This window comes from Nonomuraea sp. SBT364 (genome assembly GCF_001083785.1).
Lineage (GTDB): Bacteria > Actinomycetota > Actinomycetes > Streptosporangiales > Streptosporangiaceae > Nonomuraea.
In genome coordinates this window covers 20,238-41,150 of the sequence record NZ_LAVL01000069.1, presented here as the reverse complement: position 1 = coordinate 41,150, position 20,913 = coordinate 20,238, and the positions used below count along the sequence as shown (strand labels likewise).

Sequence of the window (20,913 nt, the reverse complement as noted above, 5' to 3'; positions counted from 1 at the left end):
TCATCGGAGGTGCTGTTGGTGGCGACCGCGACGGCGCGGCCGGTGGAGGAGGGGGGTGACGGGCGGGTCCGGCGGGCGCTGGCGATGATCGCGGCCGAGCCGGGGGCGCCGCACAGCGTCGCGTCGCTGGCCCGGGCGGTCGCGTTGTCGCCGTCGCGGTTCGCGCACCTGTTCGCGGCGGAGACCGGGCGGACGCCGATGCGGGCGGTGCGGGAGGCCCGGCTCCGGCATGCGGCGATGCTGCTGGAGGCGACGGATCTGGACGTGGGCCGGGTGGCGTCGGCGTCCGGCTTCGTGAGCCCGTTCCACTTCAGCCGCGCCTTCCGGCAGGAGCACGGCCTGCCGCCGCGCGCCTACCGGGCGCGCGTTCGCCCCTGACCGGCCGCCGGGACGCCAAGCCTCCCGTGCCGCCGTGCCGTGCCGCCGTGCCGCCGGCGTCAGACGTCCACGGGGCCGCCGCTGCGCCAGTAGACGTTCGCCTCGCGCGTCAGCAGGCACTCGTCCACGAGATAGCGGCGCAGCGCGGCGTAGTCGTCGTGGAAGGCGCGCAGCATCACGTTGACGTCCTTCTCCGGATAGCGCACGCCCGGCTCGAACAGCCGGGAGATGTGGCGCAGCACCACGAGCCGCTTGTCGCGCTTCATCGGCATCGTGCGCAGCCGCCCGCCGTCCAGGTAGTTGCGCAGCACCCGGTCCTCGTCGCTCAGCTCCCCGGCCGGTCCGGCGTGCGCCCGCAGCAGCTCACGGAACCGCTCGGGCCTGGCGTGCCACACCCCGGCCTCGTCAGGGGCGGCCAGCCCGCCGCTCTTCAGCCGGTCCAGCGCCCCGGCCGGCGGCTCCCCGGCCGCGCCCAGGACGAGCCCGGCGAACGCCCGCAACGTGTCGTCCTGCGACAGCAGCCCGAGCACTCGTCTGATCTCCGCGTCACTCATCCCTACAATTTTGACCCATGGTCTCCATTGTGGTGTTAACCGCCGCTCTCGCCCTGGGCATCCCCGGCGGCTTCATGCTGTACGAGAAGGACGCGGCCAAGTCGGACCCGAACCCGGAGCACAGCTGGCAGGTGAGCGGCAGGACGTCGGCCAGGCTGGTCGTCAACCCGTGCCAGAAGGCCACGCTCGGCCGCGCCGGGCGCACGGCGGCCAAGACGCTCATCTACACGGCCGTGCCCGACTACTCCAAGTCCGAGCAGGTCATCCTCTACTCGTCCCGGAGCGCCGCGAAGAAGGCGGTGCGGGACCTGCGCGCGGCCGTGCGCGCGTGCGGCTCCGCCGACTACCGCTACTCCTACCGTCCCGTACGGCTCGGCGACGAGGCGGTGTCGGTCACCGGCCAGGCCTACCAGAGCAAGAAGCCGGCCATCGGCGGCGAGCGGGCCGTCGTGACGCGCCGCGCCAACGCGCTGATCGTCTACACGGTGTCCGGCGAGTGGGGCAAGCCGGCCGCCGCCGACTTCAAGCAGCAGTCCAAGGACACCAAGCGCATGCTGAGCAAGATCTGCCGGATCGCCGACTGCTGACTGGAAATGTCCCGATCTTGAGACATTGTCATGACGCGTTGCCGAAGTACGCGACCCGAGAATAAGAGAACAGGCGTGTGCCGGGACGCCCTTGCCAGTCCGTTCCGGCACACGGCTATCTCAGAGCCGGTTGAGCCCCGTCACGTGCACGACCGCGCGCCCCTCCTCGTCGGAGGCGGCCAGGTCGATCTGCGCGTCGATGCCCCAGTCACGGTCGCCCGCCGGGTCCTTGACCGTCTGGCGCACCCTCCACAGGCCGCTCTCCTCCTCGATGCGCAGCAGCGCGGGGCCGCGCGCGTCGGCGTCGGTGAGGATCTCCTCGTGGTCGGCGTAGTAGGCGTCCAGCGCGGCGCCCCAGTCGACGTCGGGGGCCAGCTCCTCCAGCTCGGCCTCCTTCTCCAGCGCGCAGAGCTCGACCAGCCGGAACATCGCGTTGCGCACCAGCACCCGGAAGGCCCGCGGGTTGCCCGTCACCGGGCGCACCTTCGTCTCCAGCGCCTCACGCTCCTCCAGCGCCAGATCGGGGTTGGCGAGCTTCTCCCACTCGTCGATCAGGCTGGAGTCGACCTGGCGGACCAGCTCGCCCAGCCACTCGATGAGGTCGGTCAGGTCCTCGGTCTTCAGGTGCTCGGGCACCGTGCGCGACAGCGTCCGGTAGGCGTCGGCCAGGTAGCGCAGCACCGTGCCCTCCGACCGGGCCAGCTCGTAGAACTGGATGTACTCGCCGAACGTCATCGCCCGCTCGAACATGTCGCGCACCACGGACTTCGGGCTGACCGTGTAGTCGCCCACCCACGGGTGGCCGCGCCGGTAGGTCTCGTACGCGCCGAGCAGCAGGTCGTCGAGCGGCATCGGGTACATGACCTCGGAGAGCGCCTCCATGCGCTCCTCGTACTCCATGCCGTCGGCCTTCATCTGCGCGACCGCCTCGCCCCTGGCCTTCTTCAGCTGGGCCGACAGGATCTGGCGCGGGTCGTCGAGGATCGACTCGACGATGGACACCATGTCGAGCGCGTAGCCCGGCGCCTCTTGGTCGAGCAGGTCGAAGGCGGCCAGCGCGAACGTCGACAGCGCCTGGTTGAGCGCGAAGTCGTCCTGCAGCTGGATCGTCAGCCTGGCGCGCCGGCCCTGCTCGTCGGGCTCGGCCAGCTGCTCGACCACGCCGCCCGCCAGCAGCGACCGGTAGATGGCGATGGCCTGGCTGATGTGCCGGCGCTGCCACTTGCGGTCCTCGTGGTTGTCGGTCAGCAGGTGCTTCATCGCCTGGAAGCAGTCGCCCGGCCGGTTGATCACCGCCAGCAGCATCGCGTTGCTCACCTTGAAGCGCGAGTTGAGCGGCTCGGGCTCGGCCTGCTGGAGCTTCTCGAACGTCTCCTCGCTCCAGCCGACGAACCCCTCCGGCGGCTTCTTGCGGGCGTAGCCGCGCCGCCGCTTCGGATCGTCGCCGATCTTGGCCAGTGCCTTGGCGTTCTCGATGTCGTGCTCGGGCGCCTGGCAGGCCACGTAGCCGATCGTGTCGAACCCGGCCCGGCCCGCCCGCCCGGCGATCTGGTGGAACTCGCGGGCGCGCAGCCGGCGCACCTTGTTGCCGTCGTACTTCGACAGCGCGGTGAACAGCACCGTGCGGATCGGCACGTTGACGCCGACGCCGAGCGTGTCGGTGCCGCAGATGACCTTGAGCAGCCCGGCCTGCGCCAGCCGCTCCACCAGCCGCCGGTATTTCGGCAGCATCCCGGCGTGGTGCACGCCGATGCCGTGGCGCACCAGCCGCGACAGCGCCCGGCCGAAGCGGGTGGTGAACCGGAAGCCGCCGATCATCGCGGCGATGGCCTCCTTCTCCGCCTTGGTGGACATGTTGATGCTCATCAGCGCCTGCGCCCGCTCCATCGCCGCCGCCTGCGTGAAGTGCACGACGTAGACGGGCGCCTGGCCGGTGGAGAGCATCTCCTCCAGCGACTCGTGCAGCGGCGTCATCCGGTAGGAGTAGACCAGCGGGACCGGCCGTTCGGCGTGCTTGACCACGGCCGTCGGCCGCCCGGTGCGCCGGGTCAGGTCGCGCTCGAACATCGACACGTCGCCGAGCGTCGCCGACATCAGGATGAACTGCACGTCCGGCAGCTCCAGCAGCGGCACCTGCCAGGCCCAGCCCCGGTCGGGCTCGGCGTAGAAGTGGAACTCGTCCATCACCACCTGGCCGATGTCGGCGGCGGCGCCGTCGCGTAGCGCCACGTTGGCCAGGATCTCGGCGGTGCAGCAGATGATCGGCGCGCCCGCGTTGACGCTGGCGTCGCCGGTCATCATGCCGACGTTCTCGGTGCCGAAGACGGCGCACAGGTCGAAGAACTTCTCCGACACCAGCGCCTTGATCGGCGCGGTGTAGAAGGTGCGCACGTCCCTGGTCAGGGCGGCGAAGTGGGCGCCGGCGGCCACCAGGCTCTTGCCCGAGCCGGTCGGCGTGGCCAGGATCAGGTTGCTGCCCGACACCACCTCGATCAGCGCCTCCTCCTGCGCCGGATAGAGGGTGAGCCCCCGTTCGGAGTTCCAGGACGCGAAGGCGTCGAAAATGGCGTCGGGATCGGCGTCGATCTCTTCCGGCAGGCGGTCAACGAGAAGGCTCACACCCCTATCCTGCCGAAGTTCACCGCGTGGTCGAACCGGTGGCCTCACATCCGGGCCCGCGGCCCGGTCAGGAGCAGCCCGCCGAGGACCGCGATCACGGCCAGGAACGGCACCCCGCCGGGCGCGAACCCGGACACCGTGAGCGCCAGCAGCCCGCCGCCGGTCAGCGCGGCCGCCCCCAGCGCCGTCGCCCAGGTCGCCCGGCCGTACGGCAGCGCGGGTGGCTCCTCGAACCGGGAGAACCAGCGCAGCAGCGGCCACAGCAGCAGGCACAGCGCGCCGAACCACAACGGCCACCCGGCCAGCCAGAACGCGCTCCCCGGCGCGGGCGTCTCGACGCGCATCCCCACCACGACCACGCCCGTGACCGCGAACAGCGCCGGCATGTGCCACAGGTACGCCGTCATGATGCGCGGCCCCGCCCAGGCCAGCACCCGCTTCAGCGGCAGCCGCACGATCCACGGCCGCAGCAGCGCAGCCAGCCCGACCTGCCCGAAGGAGACGGCCAGCATCGCCAGCGTGGGCGGCGCCATGTTCGACATCTCCGCCCCGGGCAGCCCGATCATGCTGCCGGGGTAGGGGCCGTAGGCCACCAGCAGCGCCGCCGCGCCGAAGCCGCCCGCGCTCATGAGGGCCGGCAGCCGCAGCCGTCCTTCGGCGTACAGGAACCCGAGCTGGTGCACCGCCAGCCACACGAACACGATGTTGGCGTAGCCCAGCGCGTCCACGCCGGAGGTGAAGCGCGCCACGTCGGTCAGCACCGCCCCCGCCGACAGCGCCGCCACCACCCGCCATCCGTGCGCGGCGTGCAGCCGCAGCAGGTACGGCGTCGCCGTGACCGCGATCAGGTAGACGGCCAGGAACCACAGGAGCTGGCCGGTGAGCCGCGCCCCCACCTCCAGCGGCTGCGCCGGCACACCCAGCGTGAGCAGCACGTGGGGCAGCGGCAGCCACACCGCCGCCAGCGGCAGCAGCGGCCAGGCCAGCCGGCGCACCCGGGTGACCACCCACTGCGGCCCGCCGTGCGCCGCCCGGCCGAAGCTGATCGCGTTGGCCGCGCCGCCCGCGAAGAACACCAGCGGCATCACCTGGCTGATCCACGTCACCGCCCACACGCCCGGCATGGCCAGCGCGTTGCCCGTGGTCAGCCGCGCCCCGTCGTAGTCCAGCACCGGGATCGTCCAGTGCTGCAGCACCACCAGCGCCATCCCGAACACGCGCAGGATGTCGATGAACGGATCCCTGGCCCGGCGCGGTGAACCGGTGCGTGCCGGTGCGGGCCGCTCCAGCAGGACGGTCATGGAAGCCTCGTTTCATCGGGGGGCGGGTGATGCCTCAAGGCTTCCGTCCGGGCAGCTCAAGCGCACTGCCGGGAACCGCCGTCTTGCGGTCGCCCCATCACCACCCCGGAGGTGGGGCTGGCCCTACCATCGGCAGACCGGCGCACCGGTTCGAAAAGGGTGCCGCCGGGATCTAGCGTGGGGGCATGCGCTCCCTGATGAGGCGGGTCCTGCTGGACACCCGCTACACCCTGGTGGGGTTCCCCACCACCGTGATCGGCTTCGCCGTCGCCCTGGCCGGCCTGGCAGCGGGCGTGGGCAGCGCCGTGGTGTGGATCGGCGTGCCGGTGCTCGCGGGCACCCTCATGGCGGCCCGGGGCTTCGCCGACGCGGAGCGCGGCTGGCTGTCGGACGTGCTCAAGCGGCCCCCGGTGCGGCCCCGCTACAAGCCCGCGCCGGCGGGCGCGGGCCGCTTCCGCCGGATCGTCAACCCGCTCACCAGCGGGCAGTCCTGGCTCGACCTGCTGCACGCCATCGTGAACTTCCCGCCGGCGCTGCTCGCGTTCGTGCTCACCCTGGTCTTCTGGGCGCTGCCGATCACCGGCCTGACGTACCCGATCTACGGGCTCATCACCTCGCGCATCGAGAACAACGTGGAGCTGCCCGAGCTGCTCGGCCTCGGCGAGGGCTACCTGGTCAACTCGATCTTCTACGTGGCGCTGGGGCTGCTGTTCCTGCTCATCATGCCGTTCACGGTGCGCGGGGCGGCGCTGCTGCGCGCCGGGCTCGGCCGGGCGCTGCTCACCGGCGTAGCCGAGTTGCAGGAGCGCATCGACGACCTGGCCCAGGGCCGCGCCGCCGCCGTGTCGGCCGAGGCCAACGCGCTGCGCAAGCTGGAGCGCGACATCCACGACGGGCCGCAGCAGCGCCTGGTGTCGCTGGCCATGGAGCTGTCGCGGGCCCAGCGCCAGCTCGCCAAGGATCCCGAGGCGGCCCAGGCCACGCTCACCTCCGCGATCTCCGCCACCCGCGAGACGCTGGACGAGCTGCGCGCGCTCTCCCGCGGCATCGCGCCGCCCATCCTGTCCGACCGCGGCCTGGCCCCGCTGCTCGCCGCCCTGGCCGGGCGCTCGATCGTGCCGGTTGAGCTCGACGTGAGCGCCACGGACCGCTACGAGGCCGCCGTGGAGAACGCCGTCTACTTCGTCGTCGCCGAGACTCTCACCAACGTCGCCAAGCACAGCAAGGCGACCGTCTGCACCGTCCGGCTCACCCACACCGGTAGCTCGCTGCTGCTGACCATCGTGGATGATGGGGTCGGCGGCGCACACGTCGCCAAGGGACATGGTCTCGCCGGGCTTGCCGACCGGCTCCGCGCCGTCGACGGGGAGTTCGAGGTGCGCTCGCCCGACGGCGGGCCGACGGTGATAGCAGCGGAGGTACCGTGCGCGTAGTCGTGGCCGATGACGCGGTCTTGATCAGGGAGGGCCTGGTCAGGCTGCTCGAAGAGTTCGGCTGCGAGGTGGTCGCGACCGTCGGTGACGGCGACGGCCTCGTCGAGGCGGTGGCCGAGCACCGGCCCGACGTGTCGGTGGTGGACGTGCGCATGCCGCCGTCCTTCACCGACGAGGGGCTGCGGGCCGCCGTGGAGGCGCGCCGCCGGGTGCCGGGCGCGCCGGTGCTCATCCTGTCGCAGTACGTCGAGGTCTCCTACGCCGACGACCTGCTCGCCGACGCCCGGGGCGCGGTGGGCTACCTGCTCAAGGACCGGGTCGTCGACGTGGACGAGTTCCTCGAGGGCCTGCGGCGGGTCGCCGCGGGCGGGACCGTGTTCGATCCGCAGGTGGTGTCGCAGTTGATGGTGCGCAGGCGCAAGGACGACCCGCTGGCCCAGCTCACGCCCCGTGAGCGTGAGGTGCTCGGCCTGATGGCGGAGGGCAAGTCCAACCCCGCGATCGGCCGCCAGCTCGTGATCAGCGACGGAGCCGTGGAGAAGCACATCAGGAGCATCTTCAGCAAGCTCGGCCTCTACGCCGACGACAGCGACCAGCATCGGCGCGTGCTCGCGGTCCTCGCCTACCTGCGTTCGTGACCGCCCGGCCCTCCCGGAGCGACTCCGGGGAGGTCCCTGGCGCGGGCGTCGCGGATCTCCGGGAGACGGCCGGTGGTGCGGAGGGGTGTGCCGGTCTCCAGGAGTGTTGCCGGCCGGTCCGCGCGGCGCTGCGCGCGGACCTGGCCGCCCGGCCTGTCAGCCGAGCGCGTCGACCAGCTTCTTGCGCTGCTGGGCGCCCAGGCCGCCGAGGCGGCGCTTCTCGTCGACGCCCGCCTCCTCCATGAGCGCGGTGGCCTTGGCCGGGCCGACGCCCTTGACGGCGCGCAGCGCCTGCGACACCTTGATCTTCTTCGCGATGTCGTCGTCGCGCTCCAGCAGCTGCGAGAACGACAGCTCGCCGGTCTTGACCTTGGCGAGCAGGGCGGTGCGGGCGGCGCGAGCCTCCGCGGCCTTCTCCAGCGCTGCCTTACGCTGCTCTGGGGTGAGAGTGGGAAGTGCCATCTGTTGTTCTCTCCTCGGGGAGTTGACGATCGGGGTTTCTGTTACCCGTAGTGCAGTGGCTAATCATGGCGGATACCAGCGGTTCGTGTTGCCCAAAGCGCCCGGTCAACGTGTCCGCCACACCGAGGCGGCCGCTTCGGCGCACGCCTGGTCCTGCTCCGGCGTGCCGCCGCTGACCCCCACGCCGCCGGCCACGCACCCGCTCCCGCCGTAGCCCGGCCACAGCGGCAGGCCGCCCGCCGTACGCTCGTACGGCTCCGCGCCGGGACCGCCCGTCCCGGCCAGTTCGGCCGTCGGCCTGCGGTGGGCCACCGCGGCGCACGCCCGGCCCGGCGCCAGCGTCGTGCCGGCGAACCCCGCACCCGCCATACGCTGGAACGACACCAGATGGCCGCCCGAGTCGACCACCGCCACGGAGATCGCCGAACCCTCCCGGGCGGCCTGCCGCAACGCCGCCTCGCACATGCGCAACGCGATCTCCAGATCCACCGGCCGTCCCTCCAGCTTCAGGTCTCCTGCCTGCTCGACGCGTCACCGCCGTCCCCGGTGCACAGACCGGGCGATATCCCCGCGCTGTTCACATGCCGGATGGTCGTTTTCAGCCCTGGCGGGTGGTTTGCATCACACTCTGCTTCCGGGCGTGTCGCGGGCCGGCCAGGCGGCCAGGCCGTCCGTGGTGAGAAAGGCGTCGAAGACCGACTCCATGGCGCCCAGCAGCGAGCCCCGCCGGCCCAGCGCGGACGGGGTGATGAGCGGCGGGCGTTCGCGGCGGATCGTCATCAGGCCGTTCCGGCACGCCTCGGCGAGTACCGCCCCGGCGCGGTCGTGCAGGTCGGCGCCCAGGCCGGAGAGCGCTACCACCTCCGGGTCGTGCGCGTTGACCAGGGCGGCCACGCCGCGGCCGAGCGTGCGCGCGGCGGCCGCCAGCGCCCGCGCCGCCTCGGCCTCGCCCGCCTCGGCCCGGGCCAGGATCAGCTCGGCCTGCTCGCGGCCCCGGCCGCCGCCGTGGGGCAGGCCCATGTGGCGCAGCAGCGCGTTCGCGCCGACCTCCAGCGCCCAGCAGCCGGTCGCGCCGCACGGGCATGGCATCGCGCCGCCGGTCAGCGGCATGTGGCCGAACTCGGCGCCCATCCCGCCGGCCCCCTCCAGCGGCCGGCCGCCGACGATCAGCACGCCGCCTAGGTCGAAGTCCACATGGATGTGCAGGCCGACCTCGACGCCGCGCAGCAGCCCGCGCCTGGCCTCCGCCAGCCCGGCCAGCGCCGTGTCGTTACCGACCCGTACCCAGCCGGGTGGCAGGCCCAGCAGCGCGGGCACGTCCACCGAGCGCCAGCCGAGGTGCGAGACGTCCACCCGGCCGCCGGCGGCCACCGGACCGGCCACCGACACGCCGGCGCCCACGGCCCGCGCGCCGTAGCGGGCCCGGTGCTCGCGCATCGCCGCGCCCAGCGGCCCCAGCGCGTCCTCCGGCGTGCCGTCGTGGCCGCGCACGGCCAGCACGGAGACGCGGCCGCCCAGCTCGCACGCCGCCAGCTCCCAGGCGTCCTCCCGCAGGTCGGCCGCCAGCACGACGGGGCCGCGCGGATGCGGCCCCGGCACCATCGTCGGGCGGCCCCGCGCGTGCTCGGGAGCCGGCTCCTCGTGCAGCAGCTCGTCCTCGGCCAGCCCGCCGACCAGAACCGACGCGGTGCCCCTGGCCAGCTCCAGGTCGCGGGTGAGCCGCGACCTGGTCAGCGTCGCCCCGCAGTCGTGCACGGCCCGCAGCAGGCGCACCCGGTTGTGCGCCCGGAGCTGGCCGCTCGTCGTCGCTCCACCATTCCCAGACATCGTGACACTCATTATGCTCTAGACGTGAACAAAAGACACGATGACGCACGACGTGCCCGTATCGGGGTGTTCGGGTTCTTCTTCCTGGCGGGATTGGTCATGGGCCTGTGGGCCGCGGGGCTGCCGTCCCTGAACGACCGGCTGGAGCTCGGCCCGGCCAGGCTCGGCAGCGTGCTCCTGCTGATCTCGGGCGGCGCGCTGGTGTCGATGCTCGTGGCCGGGCCGCTGGTGGACAAGTGGTCGAGCCGGGCGGTGAGCTGGTTCGCCGGGCCGGTGTCGGCGCTGGTGCTGCTCGGGCCGGCGCTCGCGCCGAGCTACCCGGCGCTGGCGGCGCTGGCGGTGCTGTTCGGCATGGGGCTGGGCGTCACCGAGGTGGCCATGAACGCCCACTCGGTCGAGGTGGAGCGGCTTTACGCACGGCCGATCATCTCGGCGTTCCACGGCACCTGGAGCCTCGGCGGGGCGGCCGGAGGCGCGATCACCGCCCTCGCCCTGCAGACCGGGCTGGACGCCCAGACGCTGCTCGTCGCGGCGGCCGTGGTGGTGCCGTTCCTGTACCTGCCCGCGGCGCGGCTGCTGCTGCCGGACCCGCCCCGGCACGCCGCCGAACAGGAGGCCACCCGGTCCGGGTCGCCGCTGAAGTGGGGGCTGATCGCGCTGCTCGGCGTCGCCGCGTTCGCCGGGCACCTGGCCGAGGGCGCCGCCATCGACTGGGCCGCGCTGCACGCCCGCTGGGTCCTGGACGCGGACCCGGCCGCCGCGCCGCTCGCCTACACGGTCTTCGCCGTCGCCATGACGACCATCCGGCTGCTGGGCGACCCGATCCGGGCGCGGCTCGGCTCCGTCCGCACCATCCAGCTCGCCGGCCTGCTGGCCACCTGCGGATACGTGCTCGTGCTGGCCGCGCCCGTGACCGGCTCCCTCGCGGTCGTGTGCGCCTGGACCGGCTGGGCCCTGGCGGGGGTCGGCCTGGCCACCGTCGTGCCGGTCATCTTCAGCGCGGTCGGCGCCGCGGGCGGGCCCGTGGGCAAGGCGCTGTCCTTGGTGACGGCCTTCGGCTACAGCGGGCTGCTGGTCGGCCCCGCCGTGCTCGGGTACGTCGCCGAGGCCTCCTCCCTGCCGATCGCCCTGATCGTGCCCGCCGTGCTGTCGGCCGCCGTGGCCTTCACCGGCGCCCCGTCCATCCGTTCCCTCGCCAAGCTGTCGGCCACCCCCGAGCCGGTGCCCGCCGCGGCCCGCGACTGACGCTCGCCGATGCGGGCCTTCCGGGAGAGCTGACCGCGGACAGCTCTCCCGCTTCCCCCGATTTGAGAATCAAGCCCCTGACCTGGTGTTATGGGATCGTGACTTGACCCTGCGGTTACGGGGCTGTTTCATGTGCCAAACGCCGTAAACGTTTACAGCAATGTGTCTGAAATCGTTTACGAACTTGGAAGGACAGCCTTGGCCGACGGACCCACGATCACCACGATCGCCGAGCGCGCCGGTGTCTCCATCGCCTCGGTGTCGCGGGTGCTCAACGGCCTGCCGACCAGGCAGGAAACCGTGCGCAAGGTGATGGCCGCCGCCGACGAGCTGGGATATGTGCGCAACGCCGTAGCCCGCTCACTCAAGTCGCGCCGCACCCACCAGGTCGCCTTCGCCATGGCCGACGTCGGCAACCCGGCCTACCTGGCCATGCTGCGGCAGATCCAGCCGGTGCTCAAGGCCGCCGGCTACCGGCTCGTGCTGCACTCCACCGACGCCGTGGCCGCCGACGAGATCGACGTGCTGCACAGCCTCGGCGAGCGCTACGTCGACGGGCTGATCATGAGCCCGCTGCGGGTCACCGAGCAGCACCTGGAGATGCTGCGCGGCGCCCGCGCCCCGGTCGTGATCATCGGGTCGGTGCCGGAGGGCACCCCGGTCGACAACGTGCGCGCCGACTCGCGCACCGGCGTGAAGCTGGCCGTCGACCACCTGCACGCGCTCGGGCGGCGGCGCATCGGCATGGTCAACGGCCCGCTCGACACCGTGCCCGGCGCGGCCCGCGGCGCCGCCTACCGTGAGGCGCTGGAGACGCTCGGCCTGCCCTACGACGAAAGCCTGGTCGAGATCGGCGACTTCTACCGCGCCGAGGGCGGCCGGGCGGTGGCCGAACTGCTCCGCCGGGCCCCGGAGGTCGACGCGCTCATGTGCGCCAACGACCTCATCGCGCTCGGCGCGCTGGACGTGCTGCGCGCCGCCGGCCGGCGGGTGCCGCAGGACGTGGCCGTGGTGGGCATGGACGACACCGACCTAGCCGCGGCCTCCTGGCCGTCGCTGACGAGCGTCTCCCTGGGCTCGGCCGAGCGTGGCAAGGCCGCCGCCGAGCTGCTGCTCGACCGGCTGCGGCACGGCGACCGCGAGCCCCGCCTGGTCACCGTCCCGCCCCGCCTGGCGGTACGCGCCTCGACGACGGGGGAGGAGCCCGCGCCGTACCGGGCGGAGGGGCGTCCGCGGGCCGGGCGGACCCGGCGGTCCGGGGCGGCAGGCCGTACACGAGCTGACGAGATGGAGGGGGGCAGGTCATGACGGCCACCGCGACGAAGCCGGCGCCGCCGGCGCGGCACGCGCGCGGCCGGCAGCGGCCGCGGCACAACCGCGAGATGTGGGTGCTGATGCTGCCGGCGCTGGTGCCGGTGGTGCTGTTCAGCGTGGGCCCGCTGCTGTACGGGATCGGGCTGGCGTTCACCGACGCCGAGGCCGGGCGCAACCACGAGACGACTTTCGTGGGCCTGGCCAACTTCGTCGACCTGCTCGGCGACGACGACTTCTGGTCGTCGATGCGCATCGGCCTGATCTGGTCGGTGACGGTGACGGTGCTGCAGTTCCTCGCCTCACTGGGGCTGGCGCTGCTGCTCAACCAGAAGCTGTTCCTGCGCGGCCTGGCCAGGGTGCTGGCCGTGGTGCCGTGGGCGATGCCGCCGGTGGTCATCGGCCTGATGTGGCGGCTGGTCTACCACCCCGACGCGGGCATCGTGAACAGCACGCTCGGCACCGACATCAACTGGCTGGCCGACTTCTCCTGGGCGCTGCCCGCGATCATCGTCATGGGCATCTGGAGCGGCATGCCGCAGACCACCGTGGTGCTGCTGGCCGGCCTGCAGAACGTGCCCAAGGAGCTGTACGAGGCCGGCGCGATGGACGGGGCGGGCACCTGGCGCAAGTTCTGGAGCATCACGCTGCCCCAGCTGCGCCCGATCATCGTCACCATCACCTCGCTCGACTTCGTGTGGAACGTCAACCAGTTCAGCCTGGTCTACGTGCTCACGCAGGGCGGGCCCGGCGGGCAGACGCGGCTGCCGATGCTGTTCGCCTACGAGGAGGCGTTCCGCTACGGCTTCTTCGGCTACGCGGCCGCGCTCGGCGTCAGCATCGTGATCGTGGTGCTGGCCCTGCTCGGCGTCTATCTGTGGCGGCAACTGAGGGAGGCGTCATGAGAAAGATCCCCCAGTACGCCGCGCTGCTGGCGTACATGGTGTTCCTGGCGTTCCCGCTGGTGTGGCTACTGTCGACGGCGCTGAAGACGCCGCAGGAGATGGCCGGCCTCGACCCCACGTGGATCCCGGCGGACCCGACCCTGGCCAACTTCTCCGACGCGTTCGGCGAGCAGGACCTGATCGGGGCCGGGCTGCGCAGCCTGATCGTGGCGCTGGCCAGCTCGGCGCTGACGGTGGCCGTGGCGCTGCCCGCCTCCTACGCGCTGGCCCGCTACCAGGGCGTGCTCAAGCGCGTGGCGCTCGGCTGGGTCCTGGTCAGCCAGGTCTTCCCGTTCATCCTGATCATCATTCCGCTGTTCATGGTGCTGCGGCAGCTCGACCTGGTGAACACCCTGCTGGGGCTCATCGTCGTGCACGTGACGTTCACGCTGCCGTTCGCGCTGTGGATGCTCCAGGGCTACGTGCGGTCGGTGCCGCGCGAGCTGGAGGAGGCCGCGTCCGTCGACGGCGCGACCCGCCTGCGGGCGATCATCAGCGTCGTCGCGCCGCTGCTCGCGCCCGGCGTGGTGGCGACCCTGCTGTTCTCGTTCATCTCCTCGTGGAACGAGTTCCTGTTCGCGCTCGTGGTCCTGAAGGACCCGGACGTGATGACGCTCCCCCTGACGCTGGTGAGGTTCACCGGCCCGGAGGGCGTGTCGAGGCTCGGCCCGCTCGCCGCGGCGTCGCTCATGGCGACGATCCCGAGCCTGATCTTTTTCGCAATCATCCAGCGCAGGCTGAGGTCAGGTCTGATGGCCGGCGCTGTGAAGGGCTAGGAGGGCTCACATGCGTATCAAATCCGCGTTGGCTGCGGCGGCGGTCGTCGCGCTGGCCGCCGGGTGCGGCGGTGGCGGCGGGGACAGCGGGTCCTCCGAGAAGCCGGGCCAGCCGGTCAAGCTCGACTTCCTCAGCCTCGCCTGGCAGAAGGAGTCGGTCGCGGCCAACAAGCAGCTCGTCGACGAGTGGAACAAGGCCAACCCGAACATCCAGGTCACCTACGTCCAGGGGAGCTGGGACAACGTCAACGACCAGCTCGTCACCTCCTTCGAGGGCGGCGACGCGCCGGACGTCATCCACGACGACTCCCCGGCGCTGTCCGGCTTCGCCTCCAAGGGCTACCTGCTGGAACTGACCGACAAGCTGCCGGCCGAGCTCAAGAGCGACATCCCGCAGGCCGCCTGGGACACCGTCACCTTCGACGACGGCAAGGGCAACCAGGGGATCTACGGCGTGCCGTTCCTGCAGGAGTCGCAGGTCATCATCGCCAACAAGAAGCTCCTGGACGCGGCCAAGGTGCGCATCCCCACCACGGACGAGCCGTGGACGTGGGACGAGTTCGCCGAGGTCAGCAAGAAGCTCACCAAGGGCGACACCTACGGCGTCGCCTGGCCGATGAAGTCGCCGGTCAACAAGACGCTCAACCTGGCGCTCAACTTCGGCGGCACCTTCTTCCAGACCGGCGCCGACGGCAAGACCACCGTCAAGGTCGGCGCCGAGGAGAAGGAAGTCCTGCAGCGCATCCACGACCAGCTCTACAAGGACAAGACGGCCGACACCTCGGCGCTCGGCATGGGCACCGCCGACCCGCTGCCCGGCTTCTTCGCCGACAAGTACGCGATGCTGCCCGTCGGCGTCTACCTGCGCCAGCAGGTCGCCGAGCAGGCGCCGGACGGATTCGAGTGGGTGACGCTGCCGCCGCTCAAGGGCACCACCACCGAGCAGGGCGCGGTCTCCCAGACGCTGTCCGTCGCCGCCGACAGCGAGCACCCGGAGGAGGCCATGAAGTTCATGGCGTTCTTCCTCAACGGCCCCAACCAGGCCAAGCTCGCCAAGGGCGACTGGCTGCTGCCGACCTCGCAGAAGGCCGCCGCCGACCCGGCCATCACCACCGAGGAGAACGGCTGGGACGTGGCCACCGGCACCGCCAAGAGCCTCGTCGTGGCGCCGTTCCTCAAGGTGAACGGGTTCGACGAGTGGAAGAGCAAGGTGGCCACGCCGGTGCTGCAGGAGTTCTTCGCCAACAAGATCAGCCTGGACGAGGCGGGCAAGCGGCTCGTCGAGGAGGGCAACGAGGTGCTGGAGCGGTACCAGCGGTGACGTATCGCGACAGGGCCCGGGGGTGTCTGCTCGGCCTCGCGGCCGGCGACGCCCTCGGGGCGCCCGCCGAGAACCTGACCCCCGCCGAGATCCGCCGCCGCTGGGGGCGGCTCACCGAGATCGAGGGCGGCGGCACCGACGACACCGAGTACGCCATCTTCGCGGCCTCGCTGCTGGTGGCGCACGGGCACGACCTGACCCCGGCCGACGTGGCCGCCGCCTACCGGGAGCGGATCATCCCGCTGGTGACCGGTCCGATGCGCGGCGCCGGGTTCTCCGAGCTCGGCACCATCGAGGCGCTGCGCCGGGGGCTGGAGCCGCCGCTGACCGGCATGGTCCACCAGCACGGCTGGTCCGACGGGCTGGCCATGCGGGCCGCGCCTTACGGGGTGTTCTGCCCCGGCGACCCGGCGGAGGCGGCCCGGCTGGTGGAGCAGGACGGCCTGGTCAGCCAGTCGGGTGAAGGCATACTCGGCGGCCGCGCGGTCGCCGGGGCGGTCGCCGCCGCCATGGGCGGCGCCGCGCCGCGCGACGTGGTGGACGCCGCGCTCGCGGTGGTGCCCGCCGACTCGTGGACGGCCCGCGCGATCACCCGCGCCCGCGCGGCGCTGGAACGGTCCGGCGCCGGGGACGGTGCTGGGGACGGTGCTGGGGACGGGCCGCTGGTCGAGGCGCTGCACGAGGCCGTCGTCGTACGGCACTACCCGTGGACCGACGTGGCGCCGGAGGCCGTGGCGCTGGCGCTGGCCGCCTATCTGGCCGGTGACGGCGACGTGGAGGCGTCGGTGACGTTCGGGGTGAGCCTCGGCCGCGACGCCGACACCATCGGCGCCATCGCCGGCGCCGTCGCGGGCGCGACCTCGGGAGAGAGCGGCGTGCCCGCCCGATGGGCGGCCCGCATCGGCCCGGTGACCGGCAAGTGCCTGCCCGTCGTCGCCGGGAAGCACGTGCTGGACACCGCGGACGAACTGGCAGACGCGAGAGGACGCTGAGGACGATGTCGGGGGACAGGATCACGGGGGCCTTCGTCGGGCTCGCCGTGGGCGACGCCGCGGGCTGGCCCGCGACCAGGCACCGGGCGGCGCTGCACGCGCCGTGGAGCCGGCGCCTGCACCGCGAGCTCGACGCGTTCGCCGAGGAGCACAAGGTCACGACGCTGCCGGTGCCGTTCGCGCTCAACCAGCCGATCGCGCCGCTGGCCATGGGCCCGTCCGACGACGCCGAATGGCTCGCCTGGACGGCGCTCACCGCCGCCCGGCCCAGGGCGGAGGCGTTCCGCGCGCTGGCCGGCCGTGACGACATCCGGGCGCGCGTGTCCGTGGCGACCGCGCTGGACAACCTGGCCAGGGGCGTCGAACCGCCCGCCAGCGGCCACGACAACCCGCACCACTTCGACGACGCGGCCGCCGTCCGGGCGGTCGCCTTCGGCGCGCTCGGCCGCGACCCCGGCGAGGACGCCCGGGTGACGAACGCCGGCGACGGCGTCCTCGGCGCGCTCGCCATGGCGGCGGCCGTGGCCGAGGCGGTGGCGACGGGCTCGGCGGCCAAGGCCGTGCGGGCCGCGCTGGACGTCCTGCCGGGCGACACCGCCATCGGGCACAACGCCCGCGTGGCGCTGGAGGCCGCCCGCGCCGCGGGCGACCCGTTCGCGGCGGTGCCGGCGCTCGACGCCGCGCTGCTCGACCACGTCTACAGCTACGGGGTGGGCGCCGCGCAGACGGTGCCCGTGGCGCTGGCCCTGACCGAGGCGGCCCAGGGGGCGCTCGGCCGGGCCGTGCCGGCGGCGGCCTGCCTGGCCGCGCTCGCCGACTCCGCGCCGGCGCTGACCGGCGCGCTCACCGGGGCCTGCGGAGGGTACGGTGCGATCCCGGAGGGGTGGACCGCACCGGCCCGCAGGCTCGCGGGCTGCTGCCTGCCCGAACTGGCAGGCCAGGATCTCATCGACATTGTGGAGGGACTTTCATGACGCCGCTTGACGACAGGGCGATCGGCTGCGTGGCGGGGGCGGCGGTCGGTGACGCGCTGGGCGGCGCCACCGAGGGCTGGACCCCCGAGCAGATCGTCGAACGCTACGGCGGCCAGGTCGAGGGCATCGTGCCGCCGTTCAACGAGGACTGGCGCAACGCCCGCCCCATCGCGCCCTACCACAAGGGCGACGGCCACATCACCGACGACACCCTGATGACGCACGCGCTGATCCGCGTCTACGAGAAGGTCGGCGACCACCTGGGCGCGTACGCGATGGCCGAGCACATGGTGCCCGAGCTGATGGGGCGGCGCCAGTGGATCCCCGAGCTGGAGGCCGAGGCGCTGCCGCTGCAGCGGATCTTCCTGGCGGAGAAGTGGATCGTGGCCCGGCTGCACTACGGCCACGTCGACCCGCGTGAGGCCGGTGTCGGCAACATCGTCAACTGCGGCGCGGCCATGTACGTCGCGCCGGTCGGCATCGTCAACGCCGCCGACCCCGACGCCGCCTACGCCGAGGCCGTCGACCTGACCGGCGCCCACCAGTCCAGCTACGGCCGCGAGGCCGCCGGCGTCCTGCCGGCCGCCGTGGCCGAGGCCATGCGTCCCGGCGCCACCGCCGACTCCGTCGTCGCCGCGTGCCTGCGCCTGGCCAAGGACGGCACCCGCGCCGCCATCGAGGCCGTCTGCGAGGCGGCCCGGGGGCTGGGCCACTGGGACGGCTCGTTCGCCACGCTGCGCGCCGCCATGCGCCCGTACGACACCGTCGCCGACACCTACCGCGACCAGGGGCTGGGCGCGCGCCGCCCGAGCCGCACGCACAGCATCGAGGAGCTGCCGCTGGCGCTGGCCTTCCTGCTCATCGCCAAGGGCGACTTCCGCGACACCGTGCTCGGCGGCGTCAACTACGGCCGCGACGCCGACTCCATCGCCTCCATGGGCGGCGCGATCGCCGGCGCGCTCGGCGGTATCGCCGCCGTACCGGTTGAGTGGGTCGAGCGAGTGGGTACGGCAAGCCGCACCGATCTCGTGGGACCGGGCCGCGCCATCGCGGAGGTGGCCCGCCGCGTCCACGCCGGCGACGTGGCGCGCCGCCGCGCCCACGAGGCCGCCTTCGCCGGTCTCCTGGAGGATTGATGATCCGGCTGACCTGGGTGCAGCCCGAGGACCTGGTGGGGCACGAGCTCCGCCAGGCCGCCGAGGACGGCAGGGACGCGCGTGCCGTCGCCGCCCGGTGGCACGCCGCCGGCGGCCATGACGCGCCGCCGCGCGCCGGCGCCTCCGAGCCCGGGGCCCAGCGGCTGCGCGGCCTGGCCGAGGAGCTGCTGGACGAGCTCGCCGGGCTGACGTCGCCGCTGGACGAGCCGGACGACCTGATCGCCGTCATCGCCGCCTGCCCCGACTGGCCGCAGCCGCACCCCAGCTTCGTCGTCTCCCGCGACCGGGTGCTGGGCGCCTGGCAGGGCCGGGCGGCGGGCTGCGTGCTGGGCAAGCCGGTGGAGAAGATCCCGCGCCAGGGCATCAGGGAGATCGCCGAGGCCACCGGCAACTGGCCGATCCGCGGCTGGTTCACCGCCGAGGGCCTGCCCGCGGAGGTGGCCGGGCGGTGGCCGTGGAACCGGCGCAGCGCCGTCAACTCCCTGGCCGAGAACATCGACGGCATCCCGGAGGACGACGACCTCAACTACCCGCTGCTGGCCCTGTCCGTGCTGGAACGGCACGGGCGCGGCTTCACCACCGGCGACGTGGCCAAGCTGTGGCTGGACGAGTTGCCGGCCGGGCGCACCTTCACCGCCGAGCGGGTCGCCTACCGCAACCTGCTGGCGGGCTTCGAGCCGCCGGGGACCGCCACCTACCGCAACCCGTTCCGGGAGTGGATCGGCGCGCTGATCAGGGCCGACGTGTACGGGTGGATCAACCCGGGCGACCCGGGGACGGCGGCCGAGTACGCCTGGCGCGACGCGCGGCTCACGCACACCGCCAACGGCCTCTACGGCGCGATGTTCGTGGCCGCCATGTGCGCCTCCTCGATGGTCGCCGGCACCGTGGAGGAGGTCGTCGAGGCCGGGCTGTCCGTGGTGCCGCCGCGCTCCCGGCTGTACCGGGCGATCCGTGAGGCGGTGGACGACGCCGCCCGGGAGAGCGACTTCGAGCGCGTCGTCGACCGCCTGCACGAGCGGCACCGCGGCCTGCACTGGGTGCACACGATCAACAACGCCGCCCTCGTCGCCGCCACGCTGGTGCACGGCCGGGGCGACTTCACCGCCTCGATCGCCGGGGCGGTCGCGGGCGGCTGGGACACCGACTCGGCCGGGGCGACCGTGGGCTCCGTCGTGGGCGCGCTCAACGGCGGCGTCCCCGCCGAGTGGCGGATGCGCGACTCCCTGGCCAGCAGCCTGACCGGCTTCGACGGCATCGGGCTGGCGGAACTGGCCCGCCGTACGCAGGAGATGATGAACCCGTGATCTCGGTATTCGGCAGCGCGAACATGGACCTCGTGGCGTACGTCTCCCAGGCCCCCAAGCGGGGCGAGACGGTGACGGGCCGGGAGTTCCGCACGATCCCCGGCGGCAAGGGCGCCAACCAGGCCATCGCCGCCGCCCGCGCGGGAGCGCGGGTGGCCTTCCTCGGCGCGGTGGGCGACGACGCCTTCGGCGCGGAGATGCGGGGCACGCTCGCCGGCGCCGGGGTGGACGTCGAGCTGGTGCGGCAGGTGTCTGGCATGTCGGGCATCGCGCACATCGTGGTGGACGACGCCGGCGGCAACTCGATCATCGTGGTGCCCGGCGCCAACGGCACCATCAGCGGGCCGACCGAGGAGGAGCGGGCCGTCATCGCCGCGTCCCAGGCCCTGCTGCTGCAGCTCGAACTGCCCATGGAGGCGGTCATCGCGGCCGCCAGGGCGGCCAGGGAGGCCGGGGTGCCCGTCATCCTGACCCCGGCGCCGTCCCAGAAGCTGCCCGGCGGCCTGCTCGACGCGGTCACGCTGCTGCTGCCCAACGAGCACGAGGCCGCCGACATCACCGGCGAGACCTCCCCGGAGGCGGCGATGGACGCGCTGCTGGAGCGGGTCGACGAGGCCGTCATCACGCTCGGCTCCGAGGGCGCGCTGTACGGCGAGCGGTCGGGGGAGCGGCTGCGCGTGCCGGCGGTCAAGGTCAGGGCGGTCGACACCACGGCCGCGGGCGACACCTTCGCCGGGGCCTTCGCGGTGGCGCGCGCCGAGGGGCGGGCGGCGGCCGACGCCCTGCGGTTCGCCACGGCGGCGGCGGCGCTGTCGGTGCAGCGGGAGGGCGCCAGCACGTCGATGCCCGGCCGGGCCGAGATCGACGCCGCGCTCGCCTGACCGCCCCGCCCGGACCCCGGGAACCGCGCCGCCCGGGGCCCGATCCGGCACCTGTCCCCGCTGCCCGAAGCGGGCCTGCAGATCGGCGTCGACCTCGCGGAAACCCCGCCCCTTCGACTCCGGCACAAAGAGCCGGCTACCCATAGTGACGGACGTGACGCGATTCGCTGTCGTCCAGGCATCAGGACCTCCCTGGAGGGCAGATG

20 protein-coding genes are annotated in these 20,913 nt (G+C 73.0%); 14 read left to right on the top strand and 6 right to left on the bottom strand.

Going from position 1 to position 20,913, the window contains the following annotated elements:
* The coding region (locus ADY59_RS26895; protein ID WP_049567291.1) for a helix-turn-helix domain-containing protein at positions 1-378 on the top strand (378 nt) is incomplete at its 5' end.
* Positions 379-437: 59 nt separating this feature from the next.
* On the opposite strand, the gene ADY59_RS26890 is transcribed toward ADY59_RS26895, so the two are convergent.
* Positions 438-932, bottom strand: a complete 495-nt coding sequence (locus ADY59_RS26890; protein ID WP_049567271.1) for a DUF2087 domain-containing protein — start codon at positions 930-932, stop codon at positions 438-440.
* A 17-nt stretch (positions 933-949) separates the two neighbouring features.
* Between ADY59_RS26890 and ADY59_RS26885 the strand changes: the two genes are divergently transcribed.
* Positions 950-1,519 carry a sensor domain-containing protein gene (locus tag ADY59_RS26885; protein WP_049567270.1) on the top strand — a complete coding sequence of 190 codons (570 nt, stop codon included), beginning with the start codon at positions 950-952 and terminating at the stop codon, positions 1,517-1,519.
* 120 nt (positions 1,520-1,639) lie between these two features.
* On the opposite strand, the gene ADY59_RS26880 is transcribed toward ADY59_RS26885, so the two are convergent.
* Both ADY59_RS26880 and ADY59_RS26875 read right to left on the bottom strand, forming a co-directional pair.
* Positions 1,640-4,138 carry a DEAD/DEAH box helicase gene (locus tag ADY59_RS26880; protein WP_049567269.1) on the bottom strand — a complete coding sequence of 833 codons (2,499 nt, stop codon included), beginning with the start codon at positions 4,136-4,138 and terminating at the stop codon, positions 1,640-1,642.
* Between the two features lie 44 nt (positions 4,139-4,182).
* Complete coding sequence (locus ADY59_RS26875; protein WP_049567268.1) at positions 4,183-5,439, bottom strand: acyltransferase family protein; 1,257 nt, start codon at positions 5,437-5,439, stop codon at positions 4,183-4,185.
* Positions 5,440-5,624: 185 nt separating this feature from the next.
* Between ADY59_RS26875 and ADY59_RS26870 the strand changes: the two genes are divergently transcribed.
* Both ADY59_RS26870 and ADY59_RS26865 read left to right on the top strand, forming a co-directional pair.
* Positions 5,625-6,872, top strand: a complete 1,248-nt coding sequence (locus ADY59_RS26870; protein ID WP_049567265.1) for a sensor histidine kinase — start codon at positions 5,625-5,627, stop codon at positions 6,870-6,872.
* Positions 6,863-7,510 carry a response regulator transcription factor gene (locus ADY59_RS26865; protein WP_049567262.1) on the top strand — a complete coding sequence of 216 codons (648 nt, stop codon included), beginning with the start codon at positions 6,863-6,865 and terminating at the stop codon, positions 7,508-7,510. The genes ADY59_RS26870 and ADY59_RS26865 overlap by 10 nt, the downstream gene beginning before the upstream one ends.
* 156 nt (positions 7,511-7,666) lie before the next feature.
* On the opposite strand, the gene mihF is transcribed toward ADY59_RS26865, so the two are convergent.
* The 3 genes from mihF to ADY59_RS26850 form a co-directional block, all read right to left on the bottom strand.
* The gene (gene mihF / locus ADY59_RS26860; protein WP_049567253.1) at positions 7,667-7,972 is read right to left on the bottom strand and encodes an integration host factor, actinobacterial type; all 306 of its coding nucleotides are present in this window, start codon (positions 7,970-7,972) and stop codon (positions 7,667-7,669) included.
* A gap of 105 nt (positions 7,973-8,077) precedes the next feature.
* Positions 8,078-8,461: a heme-binding protein gene (locus ADY59_RS26855; protein WP_049567250.1), complete on the bottom strand. Its 384-nt coding sequence runs from the start codon at positions 8,459-8,461 to the stop codon at positions 8,078-8,080.
* Positions 8,462-8,593: 132 nt separating this feature from the next.
* On the bottom strand, positions 8,594-9,799 hold the full coding sequence (locus ADY59_RS26850) for an ROK family protein (protein ID WP_063780796.1): 1,206 nt from the start codon (positions 9,797-9,799) through the stop codon (positions 8,594-8,596).
* A 24-nt stretch (positions 9,800-9,823) separates the two neighbouring features.
* On the opposite strand from ADY59_RS26850, the gene ADY59_RS26845 reads away from it, so the two are divergent.
* The 10 genes from ADY59_RS26845 (at position 9,824) to rbsK (ending at position 20,707) form a co-directional block, all read left to right on the top strand.
* Entirely contained in the window at positions 9,824-11,044 is a 1,221-nt protein-coding gene (locus ADY59_RS26845; protein ID WP_231618905.1) for an MFS transporter, read from the top strand.
* 198 nt (positions 11,045-11,242) lie between these two features.
* A complete protein-coding gene (locus ADY59_RS26840; RefSeq protein WP_082310423.1) occupies positions 11,243-12,352 on the top strand; it encodes a LacI family DNA-binding transcriptional regulator in 1,110 nt (369 codons plus the stop codon).
* Positions 12,349-13,260, top strand: a complete 912-nt coding sequence (locus tag ADY59_RS26835; protein WP_049567243.1) for a carbohydrate ABC transporter permease — start codon at positions 12,349-12,351, stop codon at positions 13,258-13,260. The genes ADY59_RS26840 and ADY59_RS26835 overlap by 4 nt, the downstream gene beginning before the upstream one ends.
* Positions 13,257-14,075 (top strand): carbohydrate ABC transporter permease, encoded by an 819-nt coding sequence (locus tag ADY59_RS26830; RefSeq protein WP_049567241.1) that lies wholly within the window; start codon positions 13,257-13,259, stop codon positions 14,073-14,075. Before ADY59_RS26835 ends, ADY59_RS26830 begins: the two co-directional genes overlap by 4 nt.
* A gap of 10 nt (positions 14,076-14,085) precedes the next feature.
* Positions 14,086-15,396, top strand: a complete 1,311-nt coding sequence (locus ADY59_RS26825; protein WP_049567239.1) for an ABC transporter substrate-binding protein — start codon at positions 14,086-14,088, stop codon at positions 15,394-15,396.
* Positions 15,393-16,388, top strand: a complete 996-nt coding sequence (locus ADY59_RS26820; protein WP_049567236.1) for an ADP-ribosylglycohydrolase family protein — start codon at positions 15,393-15,395, stop codon at positions 16,386-16,388. The genes ADY59_RS26825 and ADY59_RS26820 overlap by 4 nt, the downstream gene beginning before the upstream one ends.
* A gap of 5 nt (positions 16,389-16,393) precedes the next feature.
* The gene (locus tag ADY59_RS26815; RefSeq protein WP_049567235.1) at positions 16,394-17,362 is read left to right on the top strand and encodes an ADP-ribosylglycohydrolase family protein; all 969 of its coding nucleotides are present in this window, start codon (positions 16,394-16,396) and stop codon (positions 17,360-17,362) included.
* Positions 17,359-18,498, top strand: coding sequence for an ADP-ribosylglycohydrolase family protein (locus ADY59_RS26810; RefSeq protein WP_049567234.1), 1,140 nt, complete (start codon positions 17,359-17,361; stop codon positions 18,496-18,498). The genes ADY59_RS26815 and ADY59_RS26810 overlap by 4 nt, the downstream gene beginning before the upstream one ends.
* Positions 18,498-19,826 carry an ADP-ribosylglycohydrolase family protein gene (locus ADY59_RS26805; protein ID WP_049567233.1) on the top strand — a complete coding sequence of 443 codons (1,329 nt, stop codon included), beginning with the start codon at positions 18,498-18,500 and terminating at the stop codon, positions 19,824-19,826. Before ADY59_RS26810 ends, ADY59_RS26805 begins: the two co-directional genes overlap by 1 nt.
* A complete protein-coding gene (rbsK, locus tag ADY59_RS26800; protein ID WP_082310422.1) occupies positions 19,823-20,707 on the top strand; it encodes a ribokinase in 885 nt (294 codons plus the stop codon). The genes ADY59_RS26805 and rbsK overlap by 4 nt, the downstream gene beginning before the upstream one ends.
* Positions 20,708-20,913 lie beyond the last annotated feature (206 nt).

Bases quoted from the DNA above. Each gene is read 5' to 3' on its own strand.
- ADY59_RS26890 (WP_049567271.1), bottom strand. From the start codon at position 932: ATGAGTGACGCGGAGATCAGACGAGTGCTCGGGCTGCTGTCGCAGGAC.
- ADY59_RS26885 (WP_049567270.1), top strand. From the start codon at position 950: ATGGTCTCCATTGTGGTGTTAACCGCCGCTCTCGCCCTGGGCATCCCC.
- ADY59_RS26875 (WP_049567268.1), bottom strand. From the start codon at position 5,439: ATGACCGTCCTGCTGGAGCGGCCCGCACCGGCACGCACCGGTTCACCG.
- ADY59_RS26870 (WP_049567265.1), top strand. From the start codon at position 5,625: ATGCGCTCCCTGATGAGGCGGGTCCTGCTGGACACCCGCTACACCCTG.
- mihF (WP_049567253.1), bottom strand. From the start codon at position 7,972: ATGGCACTTCCCACTCTCACCCCAGAGCAGCGTAAGGCAGCGCTGGAG.
- ADY59_RS26850 (WP_063780796.1), bottom strand. From the start codon at position 9,799: ATGTCTGGGAATGGTGGAGCGACGACGAGCGGCCAGCTCCGGGCGCAC.
- ADY59_RS26835 (WP_049567243.1), top strand. From the start codon at position 12,349: ATGACGGCCACCGCGACGAAGCCGGCGCCGCCGGCGCGGCACGCGCGC.
- ADY59_RS26830 (WP_049567241.1), top strand. From the start codon at position 13,257: ATGAGAAAGATCCCCCAGTACGCCGCGCTGCTGGCGTACATGGTGTTC.
- ADY59_RS26825 (WP_049567239.1), top strand. From the start codon at position 14,086: ATGCGTATCAAATCCGCGTTGGCTGCGGCGGCGGTCGTCGCGCTGGCC.
- ADY59_RS26815 (WP_049567235.1), top strand. From the start codon at position 16,394: ATGTCGGGGGACAGGATCACGGGGGCCTTCGTCGGGCTCGCCGTGGGC.
- ADY59_RS26810 (WP_049567234.1), top strand. From the start codon at position 17,359: ATGACGCCGCTTGACGACAGGGCGATCGGCTGCGTGGCGGGGGCGGCG.
- ADY59_RS26805 (WP_049567233.1), top strand. From the start codon at position 18,498: ATGATCCGGCTGACCTGGGTGCAGCCCGAGGACCTGGTGGGGCACGAG.